Genomic DNA, 21,422 nt, shown 5'->3' on the forward strand with positions numbered 1-21,422 from the left:
CTGACTTTATGACGCTGCAATAAAAGATAAATAATAGCAGTTTAGTTTTTATATTTTTGAAAGTCACAGAGACGTGGCCTTCTATTTATTAGTTAATATTTTTTAGGGAAACTATTCATGTCGATTAGTAGGAATCATATCGCTCACTATATTTCGAACCTGATTTCAGAAAAGCTCAATCTATGTGAGAAAGAAATAGAACGAAATGCATCACTTTTTTCTATAGGCGTATCTTCATTAGTTAGTGAAGAAATTTTGAGCTCTCTTAATGAAAACTATGATGGGCTTTCTAGTACACTATTATTTGAGCAGCCGTCAATTAATAAGTTAGCTGACTTCCTTGTTAAAAAGAAACCAAAGAATAATGCTGGCATATTGCAACAAATTGCTAGTGAAACCGCTTCTGCTGAAAAGCAATCAACTAGTGATATTCTGTCCACACAAAAAGATAATCAGGAAAGTTTTGATGAAATTTGCAGCGACAATTTACCTGTAGCGGACAAGTTGATAAGCAAATTAAATACGCAAGCAAACATTGGTGAAGTGGCAATTATTGGGATCGCCGGAAAATTTCCACAAGCAAAAAATCCTGAAGAACTGTGGAGTAATTTACTGAAAAACAAAGATTCTGTTACCGTTGTGCCGGAGAAGCGATGGAGTGCAGAATCACTATACTCAACAGATAAGACTAATAAAAATGCTTTATATAGCAAGTGGGGTGGTTTTATAGAAGGTATTGAGTATTTTGATCCGATATTTTTCCAGATACCTCATCGAGAAGCTGAACTGATGGATCCGCAACAAAAACTATTCCTACAGTGTGGTTGGTCTCTGATGGAAAATGCAGGATATGGAAATCCTGAAAACCGCCCAACAGATAATATTGGAGTATATGTTGGCGTTACTTGGAATGAATTTTCTATTATCGCGCATGAAGCTAGTATTAAGGAAGATACATACAAAGGAGCGGGTTCGCTTTACTGGAGTATTCCTAATCGGCTGTCTTACTTTCTAAATCTTAAAGGGCCAAGCGTAGCGATAGATTCAGCATGCTCTAGTTCACTTGTAGCAATTAATGATGCTTGTAATGCGTTACAAACAGGCCAGTGTGAAATGGCTATCGCGGGAGGTGTAAATCTAAACCTTCATCCAGATAAATACCTGTTTTTAAGTCAAAATCATTTCCTTTCTTCAGAAGGAAAATGCCGAAGTTTTGGCGAGGGTGGGGATGGTTATGTACCAGGAGAAGGTGTAGCTGCTGTTTTGCTTAAGCCATTATTAAATGCTATTGAGGATGGTGATCACATATACGGCGTGGTTAAAGCTGCTTCTTCAAATCACGGTGGTAAAGTTACAGGTTATACTGTGCCAAATCCAGTCGCGCATACTCAATTGATAGCTCATGCAATCGATAAAGCAGGCGTGAATCCGGCGGATATTAGTTATGTTGAGTGTCATGGAACAGGTACTGATTTAGGCGATCCAATCGAAATTACTGGTTTAACAAATGCTTTTTCCAAAAGTACAGAGCAAAAGGCTTATTGTGGAATAGGTTCTATTAAATCAAATATTGGACATTTAGAAGCTGCTGCCGGTGTCACTGGATTGATAAAAGTTCTTCTTAGTATGAAGAATAAACTGCTACCTGCAAGTTTACATTCGAAAAAGGAAAATAAAAAATTATCTCTTTCTGAAACGCCATTTTATCTGATCAAAGAAAATCAAGAATGGAAGACTACTAATAACAAGCTTATTGCTGGTATTAGCTCCTTTGGCGCTGGTGGATCGAATGCTCATTTGTTGGTAGAAAACTTCATCGAAGATGCAAAAAAACAGGCGAAAATTAAAAATAAACGGCAACACGCTATTACACTTTCAGCTGAAAGTAGCACCCAACTGGTAGAGATTGCAAGTTCGCTGTTGTTGTTCTTGGAGCAAGGCTCTGATGTTATAGATCTTGGGGATATGGCTTATAGTCTGTTGGTAGGGAGAAAGTCCTACAAATTTCGACTTGCATTAAGTGTAAAGTCACCTACCGAACTAAAGAAAAGTCTCAAAATTTTTCTTCAAGGTAAAGGAAAGAATGCAAAAAACATCTATATTAGTTTACCGAAGGGGGACAGTAAAACTGCATATAACCGAACGGTAAAAAAATCAAAACTTAGCCAGCTGAGCGTGACTAAATGGTGTGAACTCTGGTGTCTGGAAAATCTAGAAGAAAGTTCATACTTCGAGATTAAATCTGTTAAGGATGATGTACCATATCGTCGAATACCATTGCCGACTTACCCATTTAGTCAAGAAAGATCGTGGATTACCGAAGGTTATCCATTAGTAAAAAGAACGCTACAAAACTCAAATAAAGTAGAAAATACACAAGCCCTTCATCCATTAATAGATAAGAATATATCAACTTTATATGAACAAAAGTTTAAGAAAAAATTTAATATTTCTGAATTTGTATTAAAAGATCATTTAGTTAATGAAATACATGTAATTCCGGGGGTTTGTCATTTAGAAATCGCCAGAAAATGTGCAGCTGAAGCGACTCAAGATAAAATTACTATTATTAAGGATGTTTGGTTTTACAACGTAATTGAAGTAGAAGAAGAGAAGGAGGTTGAAGTTTTTCTTAATGTAGAAAACGAAGAGCTTCATTACACCATAAAAGATACCAATATGGATCTTGTTTTTTCAAGAGGAAAAATTGATTGGTACAACCTAGATTCTACTTCGAATCAAGCGAACTCAATAGAAATTTCAGCCATAAAACAAGAAATGACAGAGTCGTGGTCAATAAAGGATGTCTACGATAAATTTGTCAAAACTGGAATTATTCAAAAGCAAAGTTTTCAGGTTATTAAAGAAATATTGTTTAATGAAAGGCAAGCTGTTGCTGATTTAGAAATTCCATCTAATCTCACTGAATCTTTTGAGCAGTTTGTGCTCCATCCTTCACTTATGGATGGTCTTGTTCAAACTGCGATGATGCATACTCAATATTTGGAAGGTCAAGATATAAAAATATTACCTTTTCATTTTTCTGAAGTATGTCTGGTAAACCCCCTGGAAAAGAAAGTCACTGTCGTATGTGAGGTGGTTGATCGAGTCAATAAACAATACAATTTAATAATTTATAATCGAAGTGGATTACCGCTTGTAATTGTTTCTGGTTTTATTCTAAAAGCGATGAAATCTGAATCTAAAAAACATGATGAAAAGGTAAATGATGGTGTTGAATATCCAATAAAATCAAATGAAGTTCAGGTAATTAATTCAAGCTATTACCAGCCGGTTTGGCTAGAACATAAACTCAGTGAGAACATTAGCGAAAGAGAATTTGTATTATGCTTTATTGGGAGCAACCCATACAATTTGAAACTATCTGGAAAGAAAACCATTATTCAAGTACAGAAAGGTAAAGCTTTTAGTGAGAAGGGGAATAACTTTACCATTCGATATGATGATGAATCTGATTATATTAGTTTAATAGAACGTTTAGAAGAAAGAAAACAATTACCACAGCTTATTATTTACGCAACATCTATAACCAATACGAATTCGGCAAATGAGATTGAAAAAATATCAAGCGCGAATTCTTCCAGTTTAGAACTCTCTAATGTTAGTGGTGTCAGCCTATTTTTACTTGCTAAAACGATTCTACTCAAAACCCAAAAACTTGATTGGTTTGTTTTTGAAAATACTCAGCTATTAGCATCAAGTAGTTACAATTTGGCTGCGACTGGTTTGTTCAAAACGATGAAGGTTGAAAAACCGAACTTTGTTGGTCGAGTGATATCCTTGGAAAGCAGTGTGTACTCGATAGAGGAGCTAATCCAAATTTCGGAATATGAAATAGCGACTCAACAAGATGTGTTCAATATCAAATACGAGGACAATAAAAGGTACATCAGTAAGTTCCAAAATTTGAAGGCTACAAATAATGAAACTACAGGTGTTTCTTTTAGAAATTGTGGTACTTATCTTATTACTGGTGGTTTGGGGGGGATAGGTTTACTGATTACTAAATTTTTGGTAAATCAGTTTCAAGCAAGTGTTTATTTAATGGGAAGATCAAAGCTTGATGAAAATAGACAGTCCTTGTTAAACCAAATTAATACTGCTTGTGGCGATGGCAAAGGAAGCGTTGCATATCTTAGCTGTGATGTATCAGATTACGCTTCAGTTAATCAACTTGTAAAACAGATCTGTAAAAAATCAGGTGAGTTGAACGGAATTATTCACTCCGCAGGTATAATAAAAGATGCCTTTATTTTAAAGAAAGAAAAATCTTCGTTTGAAGCCGTAATCGCGCCTAAAGTGATTGGAGCCAATAATTTAGATTTAGCCACTAAGGATAGACAATTAGATTTCTTTTGTGTTTTTTCTTCGGTTACAGCAATATTGGGTAATTATGGGCAAATAGACTATGGATATGCTAACGCCTACCTAGATAACATGGTCGTCTATCGTAATAAAATGGTAAAGGAAGGAAGTCGTTTCGGTAAATCAGTATCCATTAACTGGCCTTACTGGAAAAATGGCGGAATGCATTTGAACGAGAAAGAGGAAGCAGTCCTAAAGCGTACTTTTGGTCTTACACCGCTTGCAGACGAGAATGGACTAAATGCACTTCAATTTGCACTCAATCATAATATTGAGCAGTTAGCTGTATTAGAAGGTGAGCAGGAAAAAATAAAAAGTATTCTTAATCCTGAAGATAAACAAGAAGATGATGTTAGTGAGGTAGAAGAGCTGGCAGATTCAAACTTGAAAAATAATGCAATAAATTATTTGGTTGAAGTTTTTGCAAATGAGTTAAAAATTCCAAAACAAAAAATTGAAGTTAATAGCTCATTTGAACGCTATGGGTTTGATTCGATTGTAATGATCGATTTGATTAACTTGATGGAAAAAAAGTTCAATAATTTACCTAAAACATTATTTTTCGAATATCAGACAATAGAAGAGCTTGCAGAATATTTCAGTCAAAACCATAAAGCACATTTTTCTACTACTAATTATCCAACAAATTCGTTAGTACAGAAAGTTACTCCAGAAGCTGTAGTTACCGATGAAACTTTAAATTATCCATTGGCAGAAAAGAATTTTAAAAGTGAATCAAATAATAAGTTGCTAAAACTTTCTGCTACTAAGAAGTTAAGATTTGATAATTTAATCCGTTCAGAGCAGAGCGATTTACTTCCACAAGTCGCACTTGTTAAGCGTGAATATAATGATGAAAGCATTGCCATAATTGGTGTTGCTGGTCAGTATCCTGAGGCCGATAATATATCCCAATACTGGGACAACCTGAAAAACGGTAGAGATAGCATCCGAGAAATCCCTGAAAATCTTTGGGATTGGTCAAAGTTTTACAAAGAAGGAAGCCCTGAACAAGGTAAAAGTTATAGTAAATGGGGAGGGTTTATAAACAATGTCGATCAATTTGATGCGGCCTATTTTAATATCACCCCTAAAGAAGCAGAAGTTATTGATCCACAGGAGCGACTTTTTTTACAGTGTGCCACATCAGCGATTCAGGATGCTGGTTATACTGCTCAAAATCTAACTAAGGCTGGCTATAATAAATCAGATAAAGAAAATCCTGTTGGTGTTTTTGTTGGGGTAATGTGGGGAGACTATCAACTATTAGGAGTTAATAGTAATCAACCCAGTCAGTGGACAACACCACGTTCATTTTATTGGGGAATTGCAAACAGAGTTTCTTACTTTTATAATTTTTCAGGGCCAAGTCTTGCTATTGATTCTGCGTGTTCATCTTCTTTAAGTGCTCTTCATCTAGCCTGTGAAAGTATTAAGCGAAATGAAATTGAGGTTGCTATAGCTGGAGGAGTCAATTTAACCTTACACCCAAGCAAATACAATTTACTATCAGAAATGCAGTTTTTATCGAGTGATGGTAGGTGTCGTAGCTTCGGTGAAGGTGGTGATGGCTACGTACCTGGAGATGGTGTTGGTGCGGTTATTCTCAAACCTTTATCTAAAGCAGTTGCTGATGGAGATAATATTTATGGTGTGATCAGAGGAAGCTCTTTGAATCATGGAGGAAAAACTTCTGGTTTTACTGTGCCTAATCCAATTCGTCAAGCGTCTTTGATCAAGTCAGCTTTGACTAATGCTAGAGTCTCACCAAGTGAAGTCTCTTATGTAGAAGCGCACGGAACAGGTACACCACTTGGTGATCCGGTTGAAATGATAGGACTCAAAAAAGCTTATCAACAAGAGCAGAATAAACATTGTGCAATTGGATCAGTTAAATCGAATATCGGTCATTTAGAAGCTGCAGCGGGAATTGCGGCATTAACTAAAGTGTTACTGCAATTAAAGCATAAGAAGATCGTACCATCACTTCACTCGAACGAATTGAATGTCAATATTGATTTCTCTAATACGCCTTTTAAAGTTCAACAAGAACTTTCTAATTGGGAACGACCTATATTTGCACACCAATCAGCAGATAACAAAATTATCGAAACACCAAGAATTGCTGGTATCAGCTCTTTTGGTGCCGGAGGTAGTAATGCGCACGTTATCATTGAAGAGTATAATGAAGAAAATTTCGAAAAAAATACTGTAGGTACAACAACACCGCAAGCGATTATTTTCTCGGCTAAAACTAATCATTCATTAACTTCAATACTTAAAAAAACTCATGATTATTTAAAAGAGATTGAATTTGAAGAAGCTAAGAATGAAAATTCTTACCGAACTAGCTTAGAAAATATAGCTTACACTTTGCAGGTTGGTAGGGAGTGTTTTGATATTCGCATTGCGTTCCTTGCAAAGGATCTCAATGATTTAATAGAAAAAATAGAAAATTACTTTCAGGATGAAGGAAGCACTTCAGGCGCTGATTATTACTTTAATGACTTATCAACCCCAAATTCATTAACCTATTTATTTTCAGAAGAGTCAAATGCGCGAGAAATTGTTGAAAAGTGGATAGTTAATCATGATTTTAAGAGTCTAGCAATAGCATGGGTTAGTGGTATTTCAATTGAGTGGAGTGAGCTCTATAAAAATAGAGATGACTGTAAGCGAATTAGTTTGCCTACTTATGTTTTTGATACTAAAAAATTCTGGACAGAAATACCTTCCGCAAGTTCGTTGAGATCCTCTTTACACTCATTACTTGATGAAAATATTTCTCAGATTAATCGACAAATATTTACTAAACAGTTTTATCGAAGTGATGAATTGGTTGCTCACCATCAATTAAGGAATATACCAACGGTTCCAGGTGCAGCCTTCCTTGAAATGGCACTTCAGGCAGTCTTACATTCTTCTAGTCATGATAAGTCTCAATGTTATGGCAACAATGGCAAGTTTGAAGCTCAAATCAAGCAGTTAATTTGGGCAAGGCCAGTAAGTATTCAAAAAGAAGTAGTTAGTACCCAAATTGAATTAATTTCAAAGAATAGTGGGTATATATTCCAAGTAGGTAAGCAAGTCGAGGATGAAGGCAAAGAATCTTTATTGGCTTGTGTTCAAGGCGAAATTGAACTAAATGTCAGCAGTGTAAGCGAAAGCCTCATTGAAAGCAAAGCGTTAAGTACTGTGTTTGAATCTCATCAGGCAGTTGATAAAATTGTTATTGAAGAGAGATTTGCATCGGTAGGCCTACAACTTGGTAAAAGTTTTGACCTTTTAGATACTATCGCCGCAACTAACAACACGGCAATAAGCAAAATTAAATCAAGTCCATCTGGAACGGATTGTATTGTATCGCCGCAAATTCTCGATACTATATTTAGAACTTGTCTCGCAGTTAATATCTTTAATACAGAAAGCTGGAATCTACAAGTGCCAGTAGAAGTGTCTCAAATAGAGCTGTTTGATTGTCTTAATCAAAACTGTTTAGTCTATGCAAAGCTTACTAAAAATAATGGAAAAGAATTCTATTATAATATAGATGTATATTCGACAGAAAAGATACTGGTAGCTACTATCAGAGGATTTAAAACTCGTGAAATAGTCGTTTTTAACAAAGCAGACACACCTAGGCCTAGTCAGCAAACAGAAATTGTTAAATCTTCTATAGTTAAAAAAGCAGATGTTTCTCAAATAAATTCTATTGAGGGATATTTGAAATCAGTATTGTCAAAAGTCTCAAAGATTGAAACCGAAGAGATATCATCTCAGGTGGCTCTTGAAAAATATGGTATTGATTCAGTCATGATCATGGCAATGAATGAAGAGCTTGAGAACGTTTTTGGTGAGCTTTCCAAAACATTATTTTTTGAGTACCAAGATATTCAGAGTTTAGGTAAATATTTTCTACAGAACTATGGGGCTATTGTTAAAAACAAGCTTGCTGATTTTAACCTGGCTAAGAATAAAGATTCTGTTAATCAAATAGTTTTAAAAGAACCAATAAGTTCTGTTAGTCATGAAATATTAAAACTTTTAGATTTTAATCAACTGATTGAAAATAATAGAACACAAAGCAGCTACAACGAGAAAGATATTGCTGTTATCGGTATTAGTGGCCGTTTCCCAGAAGCGGGATCTGTTGAGGAACTGTGGGATGTTTTAGCGAAAGGCAAAGATTGTATCAAGGATATTCCTTTGGAGCGATGGGATATTAATCAGTTCTATGAAAAAGAGACTATTGAACCCGGTAAAATAAGCGGTAAGTGGGGAGGTTTCATTGACGGATTCAATGAATTCGATGCTCATTTATTTAATGTGTTGCCTGAACAGGCAAAAAGTATGGATCCTCAAGAACGTCTATTTTTACAATGTGTTTGGACAACTTTAGAAGATGCCGGTTACACACCAACTAGTCTTTCAAAAGAACATAAAGCGGGGGCGAGTGTCGGTGTTTTTGCTGGTAGCATGTGGAATCATTATGATCTCGTCGGCCTTGAGGAATCATTGAAAGGCAATAAAACAATTAACTTTGCTTGGGATGCCGCAATACCAAATAGAGTTTCTTATTTCTTCGATTTTAAAGGCCCAAGTATTTCTTTTGATACAGCATGCTCAAGTTCATTATTAGCGATTCACCAAGCATGTGAAAGTCTAAGAAAAGGCGAGTGTGGATATGCTATAGCCGGTGGAATTAATCTATCAATGCATCCGTACAAATATGAATTGTTGACTCAAATGCAAATGTTATCAAGTACAGGACGATGTCGCAGTTTTGGTAAAAATGGTGATGGTTATGTTCCTGGAGAGGGGGTTGCGACGGTTTTACTTAAGCCGCTTTCTAAAGCGCTTGATGACAAAGATAATATTTATGGGATTATTAAAGGTGGTTCAGTTAATCATAACGGAAAAACTAACGGACTAACCGTGCCCAGTTTAACTGCACAAAAAAATGGTTTTGAAAGTGCATTAAATATGGCTAATTTAACACCAGATGATATTAGCTATTTCGAAGCTCATGGTACGGGAACCGGTCTTGGTGACCCTATAGAGTTTAATGCAATAAATGATGTATTCAAAACATTAGCACTGCCCGAGAGTCGCTGTGCTATAGGATCTTTAAAATCAAATATAGGACATCTAGAAGGGGCTAGTGGAGTAGCTGCATTGATCAAGGTATTGCTTCAGATGAAGCATAAAAAAATAGTACCATCATTACATTCCCAGTCATTAAACCCTAACCTTGATTTTGCTAACTCAAAACTTCATGTTCCTCAAAACTTAATTGATTGGGAATCTCCAATTCATAAACGTCGTTCTGCCATTGCGTCACTCGGTGCAGGAGGGGCAAATGCTTATTTAGTTGTTGAAGAAAACGCTCTAAATAAAATTGATTCTACTGATAATAATGTTCAAGAAGATAGTGAGAAGCTATTTGTTTTCTCTGCTAAAAATATCGATAGTTTACAAAGAAATTTACAAGAACAATATCGTTATATCGAACAATACTCAAATACACTGTCTCCGGATGATATTGCTTTTACTCTCTTTTTTGGTCGAATTGCGCTTGAGTATCGGGTTGCTGTAAAAGCGAAAAATTTACGCCAACTTGTTGAGAAATTAAATAGCATTTCTCAGTTTGAACTGACTGAAGAAAATATTCATAAAATTGAAGGTTGTTGGTATGGTTATGCTGAGAAAGCAATGGATTTGGGTTGGAAGGCTCAAGAACTTGATGTTGACTCTTCTAAAACTACGGAAAGTTTATTAGCGATTGATGAAGCAGCAGTTTGTTGGGTCTCTGGTGAGTCAATTACTAGTGATCGAATTTTTAATAAAAATGTTGCTAAACGAATTTCTCTTCCGACTTATCAGTTCGATAAAACTATATATTGGCCTATAGACTCGAAACCCGTATCAGAAATAGTAACAGAAGGGCAAGCTATTAGTACGCTGGTTGATGAGAATGTTTCTGACTTTGATTATGTTGCTTTTCGCAAACTTTTTAAGTCTGGCGATCCATACATTTCAGACCATAGGGTTGGAAGTCAACGAGTAATTGCTGGTGCGGTATTAATAGAAATGGCTATTCAAGCCTACTTAAATGTCAACCGCTCTATGAATAAGACGACAATCGGAAGTATTGAACTTAGTAATCTTCAGTGGATTAATCCAGGTATTGTTGAAAATTCATTGAGTACAATGATTCGATTTGAACCAAGTGAAAATCGATTTGAAATTGCAGAAGTAAGTAATGAATGTTTTGATAACGAAAAGAGCAATTATGAAAGCAAAACTGGAGTATTTACTAGTTTATTATCGGGGAAATTAACACTTAGTAAGCATGCTAAAGAATTAGCTAAAAATCATGACCATTTACAGTCACTTCTTGAGCGTTATTCAGTTGTTGATTACTCTCAGAAAAAAGTCTATCAATATTTCAAAAGTCTGGGGTTGGAATACGGAAATTATTTTCAGGTAACCTCTGCTCTGCATGTTGATGAAAGTCACCAAAATGCTTTAGTTAAACTTTCAACTACATCAGAAGGTAGATTGTCGAATGATGAAATAAGTATCGAACCATGCTTATTAGATGGTGCATTGAGAGCGACGTTACTTATACTTGAGCGTAGAGGATGGAAACAGTTATTGATTCCACAGTCGATCAATAATATAAATTTAATATGTCGGATGCCAAAAGATGTCTATGCATATATTCAAATTACTCATAGTGATGATGAATTTAAGACATTTGTTGAAGCTAATATAACAATCTATGATCTTGCTGGTAATATTTGTTTAGTCATTTCTGGCTTTAAAGCATTAGCGACCTCGCTTACACGAAAGAACAAAGCGATGCTAAAAGGTAATAGTAACGACGCCCGGTTGCAAGATGCCTCAGTAGAAAATTTCATTTCTCTTCATGACGCTTCTTCTAGCAGATTGTCGTGTCAGTCTTCTAATTTAACTTTAGCTTCTGACAATTCTTTTCTACTTTCTAAAACAACAAACTACGTAAAGCATTTATTCTCCGCCGCAACTGGATTGACTCTACCTCAGGTGAAAGCCGAGCAGAGCTTTGATAGTATGGGAGTTGATTCCATTACTATAGTAAAGCTTAATAAACTCTTTGAAAAAGATTTTGAAGAACTTTCAAAAACCATATTTTTCGAATGTGAAACTCTTGAACAAATAGCCACTCACCTTATAGAAAATCATCGAGAAGCTGTTTGCAAAGCTTGTAATATTTCAATGTCGGTTGATGATGCTGTCAATATTGCTGCTAAATCTTCGGTTGAAAATGTTCTTATTTCTTCTAAACAAGTAACATCAAGATCCCATAAGAAAAAAATTAAAGCAATCAAAGAACAAATAATTACCTATACAAAAGAAAAGTTCTCTGAAGCGACTGGGATTGGCTTGTCTCAAATTAGGCTCGAACAAGGTTTTGAGTTGATGGGAGTTGACTCTATTACCATTGTTAAACTTAATAAAGTATTTGAACAAGATCTTAAAACGCTTTCTAAAACAGTTTTTTTTGAGTGTGACTCATTAAATCAAGTTGTTAATTATTTTGAAGAAAATCACTTAGAAGAGCTCAGTGAAATTTTAGGTTTTGCATTAGAAATCAACACGCTCCAAAATACAACAACTAGGCAAGATAAAAAATCTAAAGAAAATGCTATAACCACTCGCAATAAAGCTGTAACTGAATTAGCAAGAGCTTCCCGAGAAGTTGTATACATCAATGAAGTTAGGCGATTATCTCCGTTATCAATTGAATTGTCGAATCGCTCAAATGGAGAGCCTGTACTAGTATCTTTTGGGTTTTCTGAAAAAATTGTAGTCGAGTCTTTTAAAAATATCCAAGTTAGTTTTGATGAAGTGTATCGTGAGTATCGTGAAACGAATAAATTTACTATCCGGAAAAACAATGAAAAAGATTTAATTAAATTGTTCAAAGTGTTACTCAGTCGAGGGATTAAACCTGATGTTTTTACTTTGTATGAAGAGCAAACTCATCAGTGGTTTAATGAAGTTGGTTCAGATGATATTAAAGCCGTTGATCAGGTATTCAAAGAGAGTGTTTTATTTATAAAACACCTAACGAAGTCCATAACAGGCTTATTTACTCGATCGTCGGCTGATATTTTATTTTTCCATAAAGGTTCACTCGAAAATGCGCAACCACATTGGGAAGCATTTGACGGTTTAGCTCGAACACTATCGGATATCAATAATCGACTTTTCTTTTCTCGTATCGCCTTAAATCCATCAGTGATTAAGGACAGTCAGTTATTTAAGAATGTCATAAAAAACGAGTTATTAATGCATGACAGAGAGTTAATTAGTCTGGAATATGATCAATTTGGACAGCGTTATGCTTATATCCTCGAGGAATATACAGGTTCTTCATTTGTTAAAAAGCAAAATAGTTCAAGCTTGCCATTGGAAGACAATGGCGTTTATTTGATTACTGGTGGTGTTGGTGGTTTAGGAAAGGTGACTTGTCGTTATTTAGTAGATATCGCTTTAACCCAAGAAAAATCCATTTCAATTGGGTTGCTTGGACGTTCACCGCTTGGTGAAACGGTAGAAGCGTTTATTGATGAATTAGTTACGGAGCAAATTAATATTTTTTATTCGTCATGCGATATCACTGAAAACAGTAATCTAGTCAGTGCATTTGATGATATTCGCAAACAAAAAGGAATGATTAAAGGTGTTATCCATTGTGCTGGTGTTAGTGCTGATAAAGGACTATTTAATGCTAACCGAGATGAGTTTATTAAGCCGCTGGAAGCGAAATGTATCGGCACTATAAACCTAGATTACGCGACGCGTAATGATCCGCTTGATTTTTTTATTTTATACTCTTCAATAACGGCGGAGATCGGGGATTTTGGTGCTGGTGCGTATGCAATGGGGAATAGTTTCCAAAATAGCTATGCCAGACAAAGAGAATATCAAAGAAACCTAGGTAATCGAAGTGGTTTATCGCTCGCAATTGGTTGGCCTTTATGGAATGTTGATGGACTGAATCAAGATTCAAGTGTATTGCAGCTTTATCTTGACGATTTTGGTATGCAACCAATTGACCAAGCCCAGGGGGTGCAAATATTGAATGAATGCTGGCATAAACAAAAGCCACAATTATCAATTTATTTTGGTCAACGAGCGACCATACTGCAAAAGCTTAAATTAGTTGATTCAATAAAAAGTTTAAGTCTTAAAGAAGAAAACTCATCGACGGAAGAACAGACAAATAAGTCAGAAGAAACTAAATTTAATGAACAACAATTGTTGGTTTTAGAGAGTAGCTATAGAGTGCCGACTAACTCTTTATTTACACCCAAAGCTAAAGAGAAAGAGAAAACTAAATTAATAACAGATGATATTGCTATTGTTGGTCTGAGTGGACGATACCCCGGTGCGAATAATCTAGATGAATTTTGGCAGAACCTTCGTTCAGCTAAAGATTGTATTTCTGAAATTCCGTTGTCGAGATGGGATCATAAAGAAAATTACTCTGATATTTCAATGGACTGGGGAGCCGTTAATTCAAAATGGGGTGGGTTTATCGCGGATCCCGATCATTTTGATGCTCTACACTTCAATATTTCTCCTCGCGAAGCGAGAGTTATGGATCCACAAGAACGTTTATTTTTACAAACAGCTTATCACTGTGTGGAAGATGCTGGCTATTGCCGATCTGCATTGAAAGGCCAAAAAGTAGGTGTATATGTTGGTGTAATGTGGGGCCAATATGAATTGTTTGAGATAGAGCAAAATCAATCTGATTATGAGCAACCGGGAGCATCATTTTCCTCTATAGCTAATCGAGTGTCTTATTACTTTGATTTTAAAGGACCGAGTTTAGCTCTTGACACAATGTGTTCGTCGTCGCTAACAGCCATACACTTAGCAAAACAAAGTCTACTTTCTGGAGAGTGCGATTATGTATTAGCAGGAGGGGTAAACTTAACACTCCATGCTGACAAATATCACAAGTTAACACAACATGGGCTTTTATCTTCTGAAGGGCGATGTCGTTCTTACGGTGACGGCGGAGATGGTTATGTTCCTGGAGAAGGTGTTGGTGTTGCATTACTTAAACGACTGAAAGATGCAGTGCGAGATGGTGACCATATTTATGGTGTGATAAAAGCTTCTTCAATTAATCACGGAGGTAAATCCAATTCGTTTACCACACCTAATCCCCATTCGTTAAGTGATGTTGCAAAGCAAGCACTACAAGAAGCTAATTGGGATCCTCAGACTATTTCATACGTTGAAGGACATGGCACTGGAACACCCTTAGGTGATTCTATTGAAGTCAATAGTTTAAGTCGTATATATAACAGTTTGGATACAAATCAGGAGACTAAAACTCAATATTGTTCTATCGGTTCAGTTAAGTCAAACATCGGACACCTTGAATCCGCTTCTAGTATTGCTGGACTAACAAAAATATTGTTGCAGTTTAAAAATAAAGAGCTGGTTCCATCATTACATTCTGAAACGCTTAACCCTAACATCAATTTTGAGAAAACTCCATTTAGCGTTATACGAAATATTAAACCATGGAAAAAGCCTGAGCTAATTGTAGATGGAAAAACTTTCACTGTTCCGCGCAGAGCTGCACTTAATACTTTTGGTGCAGGTGGTTCTAATGCCCACTTATTGATTGAAGAATATTGCTGTGAAAATTCAAACTGGGACCCTATAGACAACCCTTTTATTTTCGTTTTTTCAGGAAAAACGAACGAAAAGCTTTGGAATATTGTTCAACAAAATATTAACTTCTTGCATGCTCAACAATTCGAAAAAGAGGAGATGAATGAACGACGTTTCTTGATTGACTTTGCATTTACTCTGCAAGTTGGTAGAGAGCAAAATGCTTCTCGTTTAGCGATCGTTGCGGATACATTAGAAGAACTAATCGATAAATTAGAAAGTGCTTTAAATAAAGATGGCTTACAGGAGTACTATATTTCTGAAAGTCATCAGATATCTAACCTTGAAAGTATTCTTGATGAAAGTCAAAAATTAAACTTAATAGAGTCTTTCCTTGCAAAGGAAGACTACGTAGGTATAGCAAAGCTTTGGGCAGAATCAATCAATATTAATTGGGAGAATCTTTCAACGATTTTCTACCCTCGAATAAAGCCTAAAAGAATCTCGATTCCTAACACACCTTTTATAGGGCAAAGTTATTGGTTTAAAAAAGGGAGCGGTAAAACAAGTACTACCAAGCAGACAAATTTCGCAAGAATGTCTACGCAGTTTAACGATGTTATTCACCCTTTAATCGATAAAAACATATCGACGTTATTTAGTCAAAAGTATAGTAAGACATTTAATTCAACAGAGACTTTTTTGAGTGACTATGTTCTTCACGGAAAGAATACCTTACCTTTAGCTGTTTTTATAGAAATGGCCAGGGTTGCTACTCAAGATGCGATTGATGAACTGATTGTTGGATTTAAGAACATTCAATTTGAAGATCGACTTAATGCTAAAGATAAAGCGGAGAGTTGTATTGTTAAAGTAGCCTCGCACTTTGATGAACTTAAGTTTGAAATATCAAATGGCGACCCAGAACTACCAATATTGTACACAAATGGACTTGCCACTCTTGCTGGTATACAAGATTCATCGCATCATGTAACCAGTGTAAATCCCTTACCGAACCAGGGCTGTCTAACTGATGGCATGTCTCAGCTTGAAGGTGATTTTGTGTATCAGCATTTAACTAGAGTTGGACTTAAGGTTAGTCAGTCACTTAGGGGGATAGAGTCTTTAAATTACTCACAAAAGAAAGTAGTAACAGCTCTTTTAGTTAAAGATAAGACTTCTAATGAGAATAACGACTTAAACCATACAATTTTGCTTGAATCTGCATTTTTATCCTGTTCATTTATATCTGATTTTTATGATGAAGATGTACTATTGCAACCATTCAAAATTGATACGATTAGATTTTTTAAACCATTAGAAAGGCTTATTAGCTGTCATTGTGAATTGAAAGAAAAACAGGTTGTTGATGGAATCAAAGTGGCCAAGTTTAACCTTGTTTTTGTACAAGGAAAAGAAATATACTGTGAAATTGAAGGCTTATCTTGTCGTCAGTTAATGCCTGATAGCCATGCTCAAATATCAACCCAAAATCAAGGGAAAGTGGCTTCCTCCTGCGATACGCTACTCCTATCCTCTATTAACTTACAGGATGATAGTGTTAGTGTTTCTATTCAAGAATCATTAGCAGTATTACTATCCAATATCATTGGCCTGACGATTGAAGACATTGATGTTGATACGCCATTTCAATCTTACGGACTCAATTCCGTAATGTTGATGGAGTATCATGAAAAATTGAATGCAACATTTAAGCAATTAAGCAAAACAGCTCTTTTTGAGAATGATACCGTTAGAGAACTTTCCAACTTTGTAGCTAAAAATCATCCTGATGAAACTAAGCTATTCATAATGAATAGTTTAGATGACAAATCAGGTGGTTCTGATGCAAACAAACGGGAATATCCTAACCGAAATAATTTGTTAGAAGCAGAAATAAAGAGTCGTTCAAAGCTCAATAGTAATATTGCCTCACGAAATCAAAAAACAGATCAAGTTAATTTACAGTTTTCAGAAAGCAACAAGATAATTAAGCAAACAAAAGTCGCGGTTATTGGAATCGGTGGTGTTTTCCCCGAGTCACCAGATATTGAAACTTTCTGGAAAAACATTATTACAGGTAATGATTGCTTAAAAGAAATACCCGAGTCTCGCTGGTCTGCAGGAATGTATTTTTCAGATAGCAATATGCCTGAAACTGGTAAAGTGAGTTGCAAATGGGGAGGCTTTATTCCAAATCCCTACTTATTTGATTCAGCATTTTTTAATATGTCAAAGAACGAAGCCGCACACCTTGATCCTCAATTAAGAATGATGTTGAAAGTTGCTTGGCAAACTGTTGAAGATGCAGGTTATAACCCAGCAGGCTTTTCAAAAGATCCTGTCGGTGTTTACATTGGTGTGATGAATGATGATTTCACCTGGCATGTGTCCGAGTCATATTTTGAAAGTGGTGTTTATTCTGGTCCTGGTTCATTTGCCAGTGAAATTGCCAACAGAGTTTCTACAATGCTAAATGTTGGAGGCCCTAGCCTAACCGTTGAAACTGCTTGTTCATCTTCGACAACGGCAATTCACTTAGCGAGAAAGGCAATTATCAATAATGAATGCTCAATGGCAATTGCTGGAGGGGTTAATTTAAGTTTGCATCACGGTAAATACTTAATGCTTGATCAAATGAAGCTGCTATCTAGTGAAGGTAAAGAAAAGACATTTGATGATTCTGCAAGTGGTTTAGTTCCAGGTGAAGCGGTTGCTGCAGTGTTGTTAAAGAATTATGAACAGGCTATAGCGGATGGAGATAACATTTACGGGGTTATCTCTGGTTCTTCAATTGGTCATTCAGGTATCGGGCCAGCAGTAAACCTTCCGAGTGTAAAGTCAATGGAAACAAATGTAGTCAAAGCACTCGAAGAATCAAAAATAAACATAGAGTCAATAGGACTCATTGAAAGTCATGGAACTGGAACTGAGCTAGGTGATCCTATTGAACTCAAAGCGTTAAGCAATGCTGTTAATCGTTTTACTGATAAAAAGCAGTTTTGTGCAATAGGTACAAAAGCAAATTTTGGGCATCTTGAATCCGCATCTGGAGTTTGTAGTTTAATTAAGGTGTTGTTAGAAATTAAAAATAATCAAATAGCTCCATGCGCTAATTTGAATAAAGTGAATAGCGCTTTTGAAGAAAGTAGCTCTCCATTATATTTCCCAAGACAAGGTGAAAGTTGGGCTAATACTTCGGACCTGAAAGTCGCGGGAATAAACTCTTTTGGTATGGGTGGGTCAAATGCATTTCTTGTGGTCGAGTCTTGTCCTGAACAAATATATAATTCACGTTTTTCTGAAAAACTAGATGGCATTAAACAAATTGTTGTTCTTTCTGCAGAATCAAACAAACAAGTTATACAACAAGTGAAAGATTTATTGTTTGCTTGTAATAATGCATCTCAGTTGACTTTGGAAAGTATAGCCTACACGTTACAAAGTGGACGCAGACACTACAATTGTCGTGTGGCGTTTGTCGTTAAATCTGTACCGGAACTTATTAAGTATGCTTCTATCTTTTTAGAAAATCCATATGAGAGTTTTAGTTCAATATGGTTTTCCGGAACGACTAAAACCATAGAGGCACAATCATCTTCTTTAAAAGGAAATGAACAAGAAGATACTACTGAGAATATGGCGAAAAATTGGGTTGGTGGTGCCACTCTTGATTTGGATGTTTACGAAAGAAGGGGCGTCAAGCGTTGTTCTTTACCTGGCTACCCATTTAATGAATCGGAAATTAAATTCTCGAAGCAAAAAAGTCAAAAAGGAAATGTAATAGCAACACCTGAAAGTAATCAGCCATCGCTTAAAGCTAATAGAACTGACGTCGGTAAGAGTGGTTTAGAAAGTGATAAATTTCCCATGAAATGGTTTAGAAAAGATATTTTTGATATTTCAGGTACAAACTTGGTCGTTACTGAAAACCACTGGAATAACTCATCGATAAACCAAATTGATAAAATCAGTAAAACAATGCTTTCAAAAATAAAAAATATTGATTATGTAGTTGAGATGACGCCAGTACAGAAGAAGCAATATGAATATTTCCTCAAAAGTAATCAAGAACAATGGCAACAGGTTAGACTGTCCATTAACGAGAACTTAGATATTTCTTTACTGAAAAAAGCTTGGGTTAAATTAGCCGAAAGTGTGGATATACTTCGTTCAATTTATATTAAAAATCGAAATGGATATTTTCGCCTTGTTCTAGACAAGCAGCATAATGCTTTAGAAAAAGTGTTTGGGGAAATTGAAAGTGAAAAAACAATTCGTAACGATAATAAAGTATGTAAACTTGATACTGGATTTTTGCCTAAAAAGGCAGAGTTACCCTATATGATATCAACAGTAGTAACTAAGGCGGTAGATGAAGAAAATAAAACCATGTTGGTATGGGATAGTTTAAAGCTTCTCGTTCAATCGAATGAGGCTTTTGAGTTATTAAGAAAGTTGAGCTGTATTTATTATGGTCTGAAAAACAACCAAGAATTCTCGATACAACCTCAAGCATTCTGTGAGCAGAACTATAAAAAAGTTATTAATGGAGAACAGAGTGGTGCAATACAAAATTATTGGAAAGAGTACCTGAGTGATAGCTCCGAGATAAAGGCATTACTTCGTCCATCTAAGTTATCATCAAGTTGCAAGAAACTTATTAATTATAGTTTAGACAAAGAACTTGTTAGTAATATGCAGAAGTTTACCCAGCAGATTGAGGTTGAGTTCGAAACTCTTTTTGTTACAGCATGGTCTCTAATTTTGAGCCGTTTAACCAAATCAAAATCTGCGCTTTTTTCTATTGCTGGTAAATTTAGGGTGATTCAATCTCAACATGAAAAAAATGTATATGGAACCTATGACGATCAAATTCCGGTACTCATTAATACTGTAATGCGAAAGAGTGTACAGGATTGGATTAAGGATACGCAAATAGAGCTTGATAGAAAATTTGATTATGCACATGTTCCATTTGATACGATTAGTGGATGGGTTGGTCTTGGAGATTTATGCGAGAGCTTACTGACCTTCGAATATTCATTTGACGAAGATAATGATTCTGTTAGTTCAACTTGGTGGCAATTAAATGATTATGCTGTAGATAAACATCAAACTTCAGGTTTTATAATTAAAGTGTCAGAGCGAGCAGAATCAATGGAATTAACATTAGAGTTTGATTCAAACCGTATTGAAGAAGATAAAGCGAAAGAGATTATTCAATACTTTGAAGTCGTTTTAAGTTCAATGATAGAGCATCCAACTCGAAATCCAGCAGCTGTTCCGCTAACCACTAAAAAAGAACAACGAAAAAAGTTTTGGAAAACATTAGAAAACAAATAGGAATATATCGATGAAAGTATTTTTGACTGGCTCAACAGGTTTTTTAGGTCTGAACATTTTAAATGCTTTGATTAAAAAAGGTCATGAACCACATTTATACATTAGAGAAAGTTCAGATACCACTTATGTTAATCGATTTAATGCGACAATTCATAAAGGGGAACTATCTGATCTTGAGACCTTGAAAAGGGCTATGAATGGTATGGATGCTGTAATTCATACCGCAGGCAATACGAGTTGTTTTAACCGTGACTACAATTTATTGCACCAGGTTAACGCGTTGGGCACAAAGAATATTGTTGATGCCGCAATTGCAAATAAGGTTAGTAGTATCGTTTATACGAGCACAACCTCAACGGTTGGTGCTCAAAATGATAAAAATAAGCGAGCTGATGAGAAAACTATTCTAACTGGGTTTAGAGCTAACAGCCCTTATGCTATTACTAAACAAATGGCGGAGAAAGAAATTCTGCGCGCCCACAAGGCTGGAATTAAGTCTATTATTCTCAACCCGGCTGAAATAATAGGAGCTTACGATCACAACCTGCAATGGGGACGATTAGTGCTTGCTGTTTATCATAACCAAGTGCCATTTCTGCCACCGGGAGGGGGAAGTTTTTGCTCTGCCGAAGATGTTGCTATGGCACATGTAGAAGCTATCACTAATGGTGTTTCTGGTGAACGATATATATTGGCAGGAGATGATAGAGACTTCATCAGCCTTCTTAATATTATCGCACAAAAGACAGGTAAGTCATTTGATAAACCTACAAGTAATTATCGTGCTCTCTATTTAAAACAGTGGTGTAAGGAAAAATTCTATCCATTATTAGGAAAAGATTATCTAGTTGAGCCTTATCGAATAAAAGTTTTTGGTGGACATTACTTCTTTGATGATAAGAAGGCAGCTAAGTTTTTAAATTACCAATCTGTAAATCTTGAAAGTATGTTAACGGATTCGATCGACTGGTATCGACAAAATAACTTTATCTCATAATTATTTA

Annotated in this window: 2 protein-coding genes; both read left to right on the top strand. The window is 35.7% G+C overall.

What is annotated here, in order from left to right; genetic code table 11:
• The first annotated feature begins 117 nt into the window (after positions 1 to 117).
• A complete protein-coding gene (locus ACT5E3_RS12210; protein WP_444998578.1) occupies positions 118 to 20,418 on the top strand; it encodes an SDR family NAD(P)-dependent oxidoreductase in 20,301 nt (6,766 codons plus the stop codon).
• Between the two features lie 10 nt (positions 20,419 to 20,428).
• On the top strand, positions 20,429 to 21,415 hold the full coding sequence (locus ACT5E3_RS12215) for an NAD-dependent epimerase/dehydratase family protein (RefSeq protein ID WP_444993815.1): 987 nt from the start codon (positions 20,429 to 20,431) through the stop codon (positions 21,413 to 21,415).
• The last annotated feature ends 7 nt before the right edge of the window (positions 21,416 to 21,422 follow it).

The organism is Aliikangiella litoralis, assembly GCF_052495765.1.

Excerpts from the sequence above, each read along its gene's own strand:
- ACT5E3_RS12210 (WP_444998578.1), top strand. The coding sequence starts at position 118 with ATGTCGATTAGTAGGAATCATATCGCTCACTATATTTCGAACCTGATT.
- ACT5E3_RS12215 (WP_444993815.1), top strand. The coding sequence starts at position 20,429 with ATGAAAGTATTTTTGACTGGCTCAACAGGTTTTTTAGGTCTGAACATT.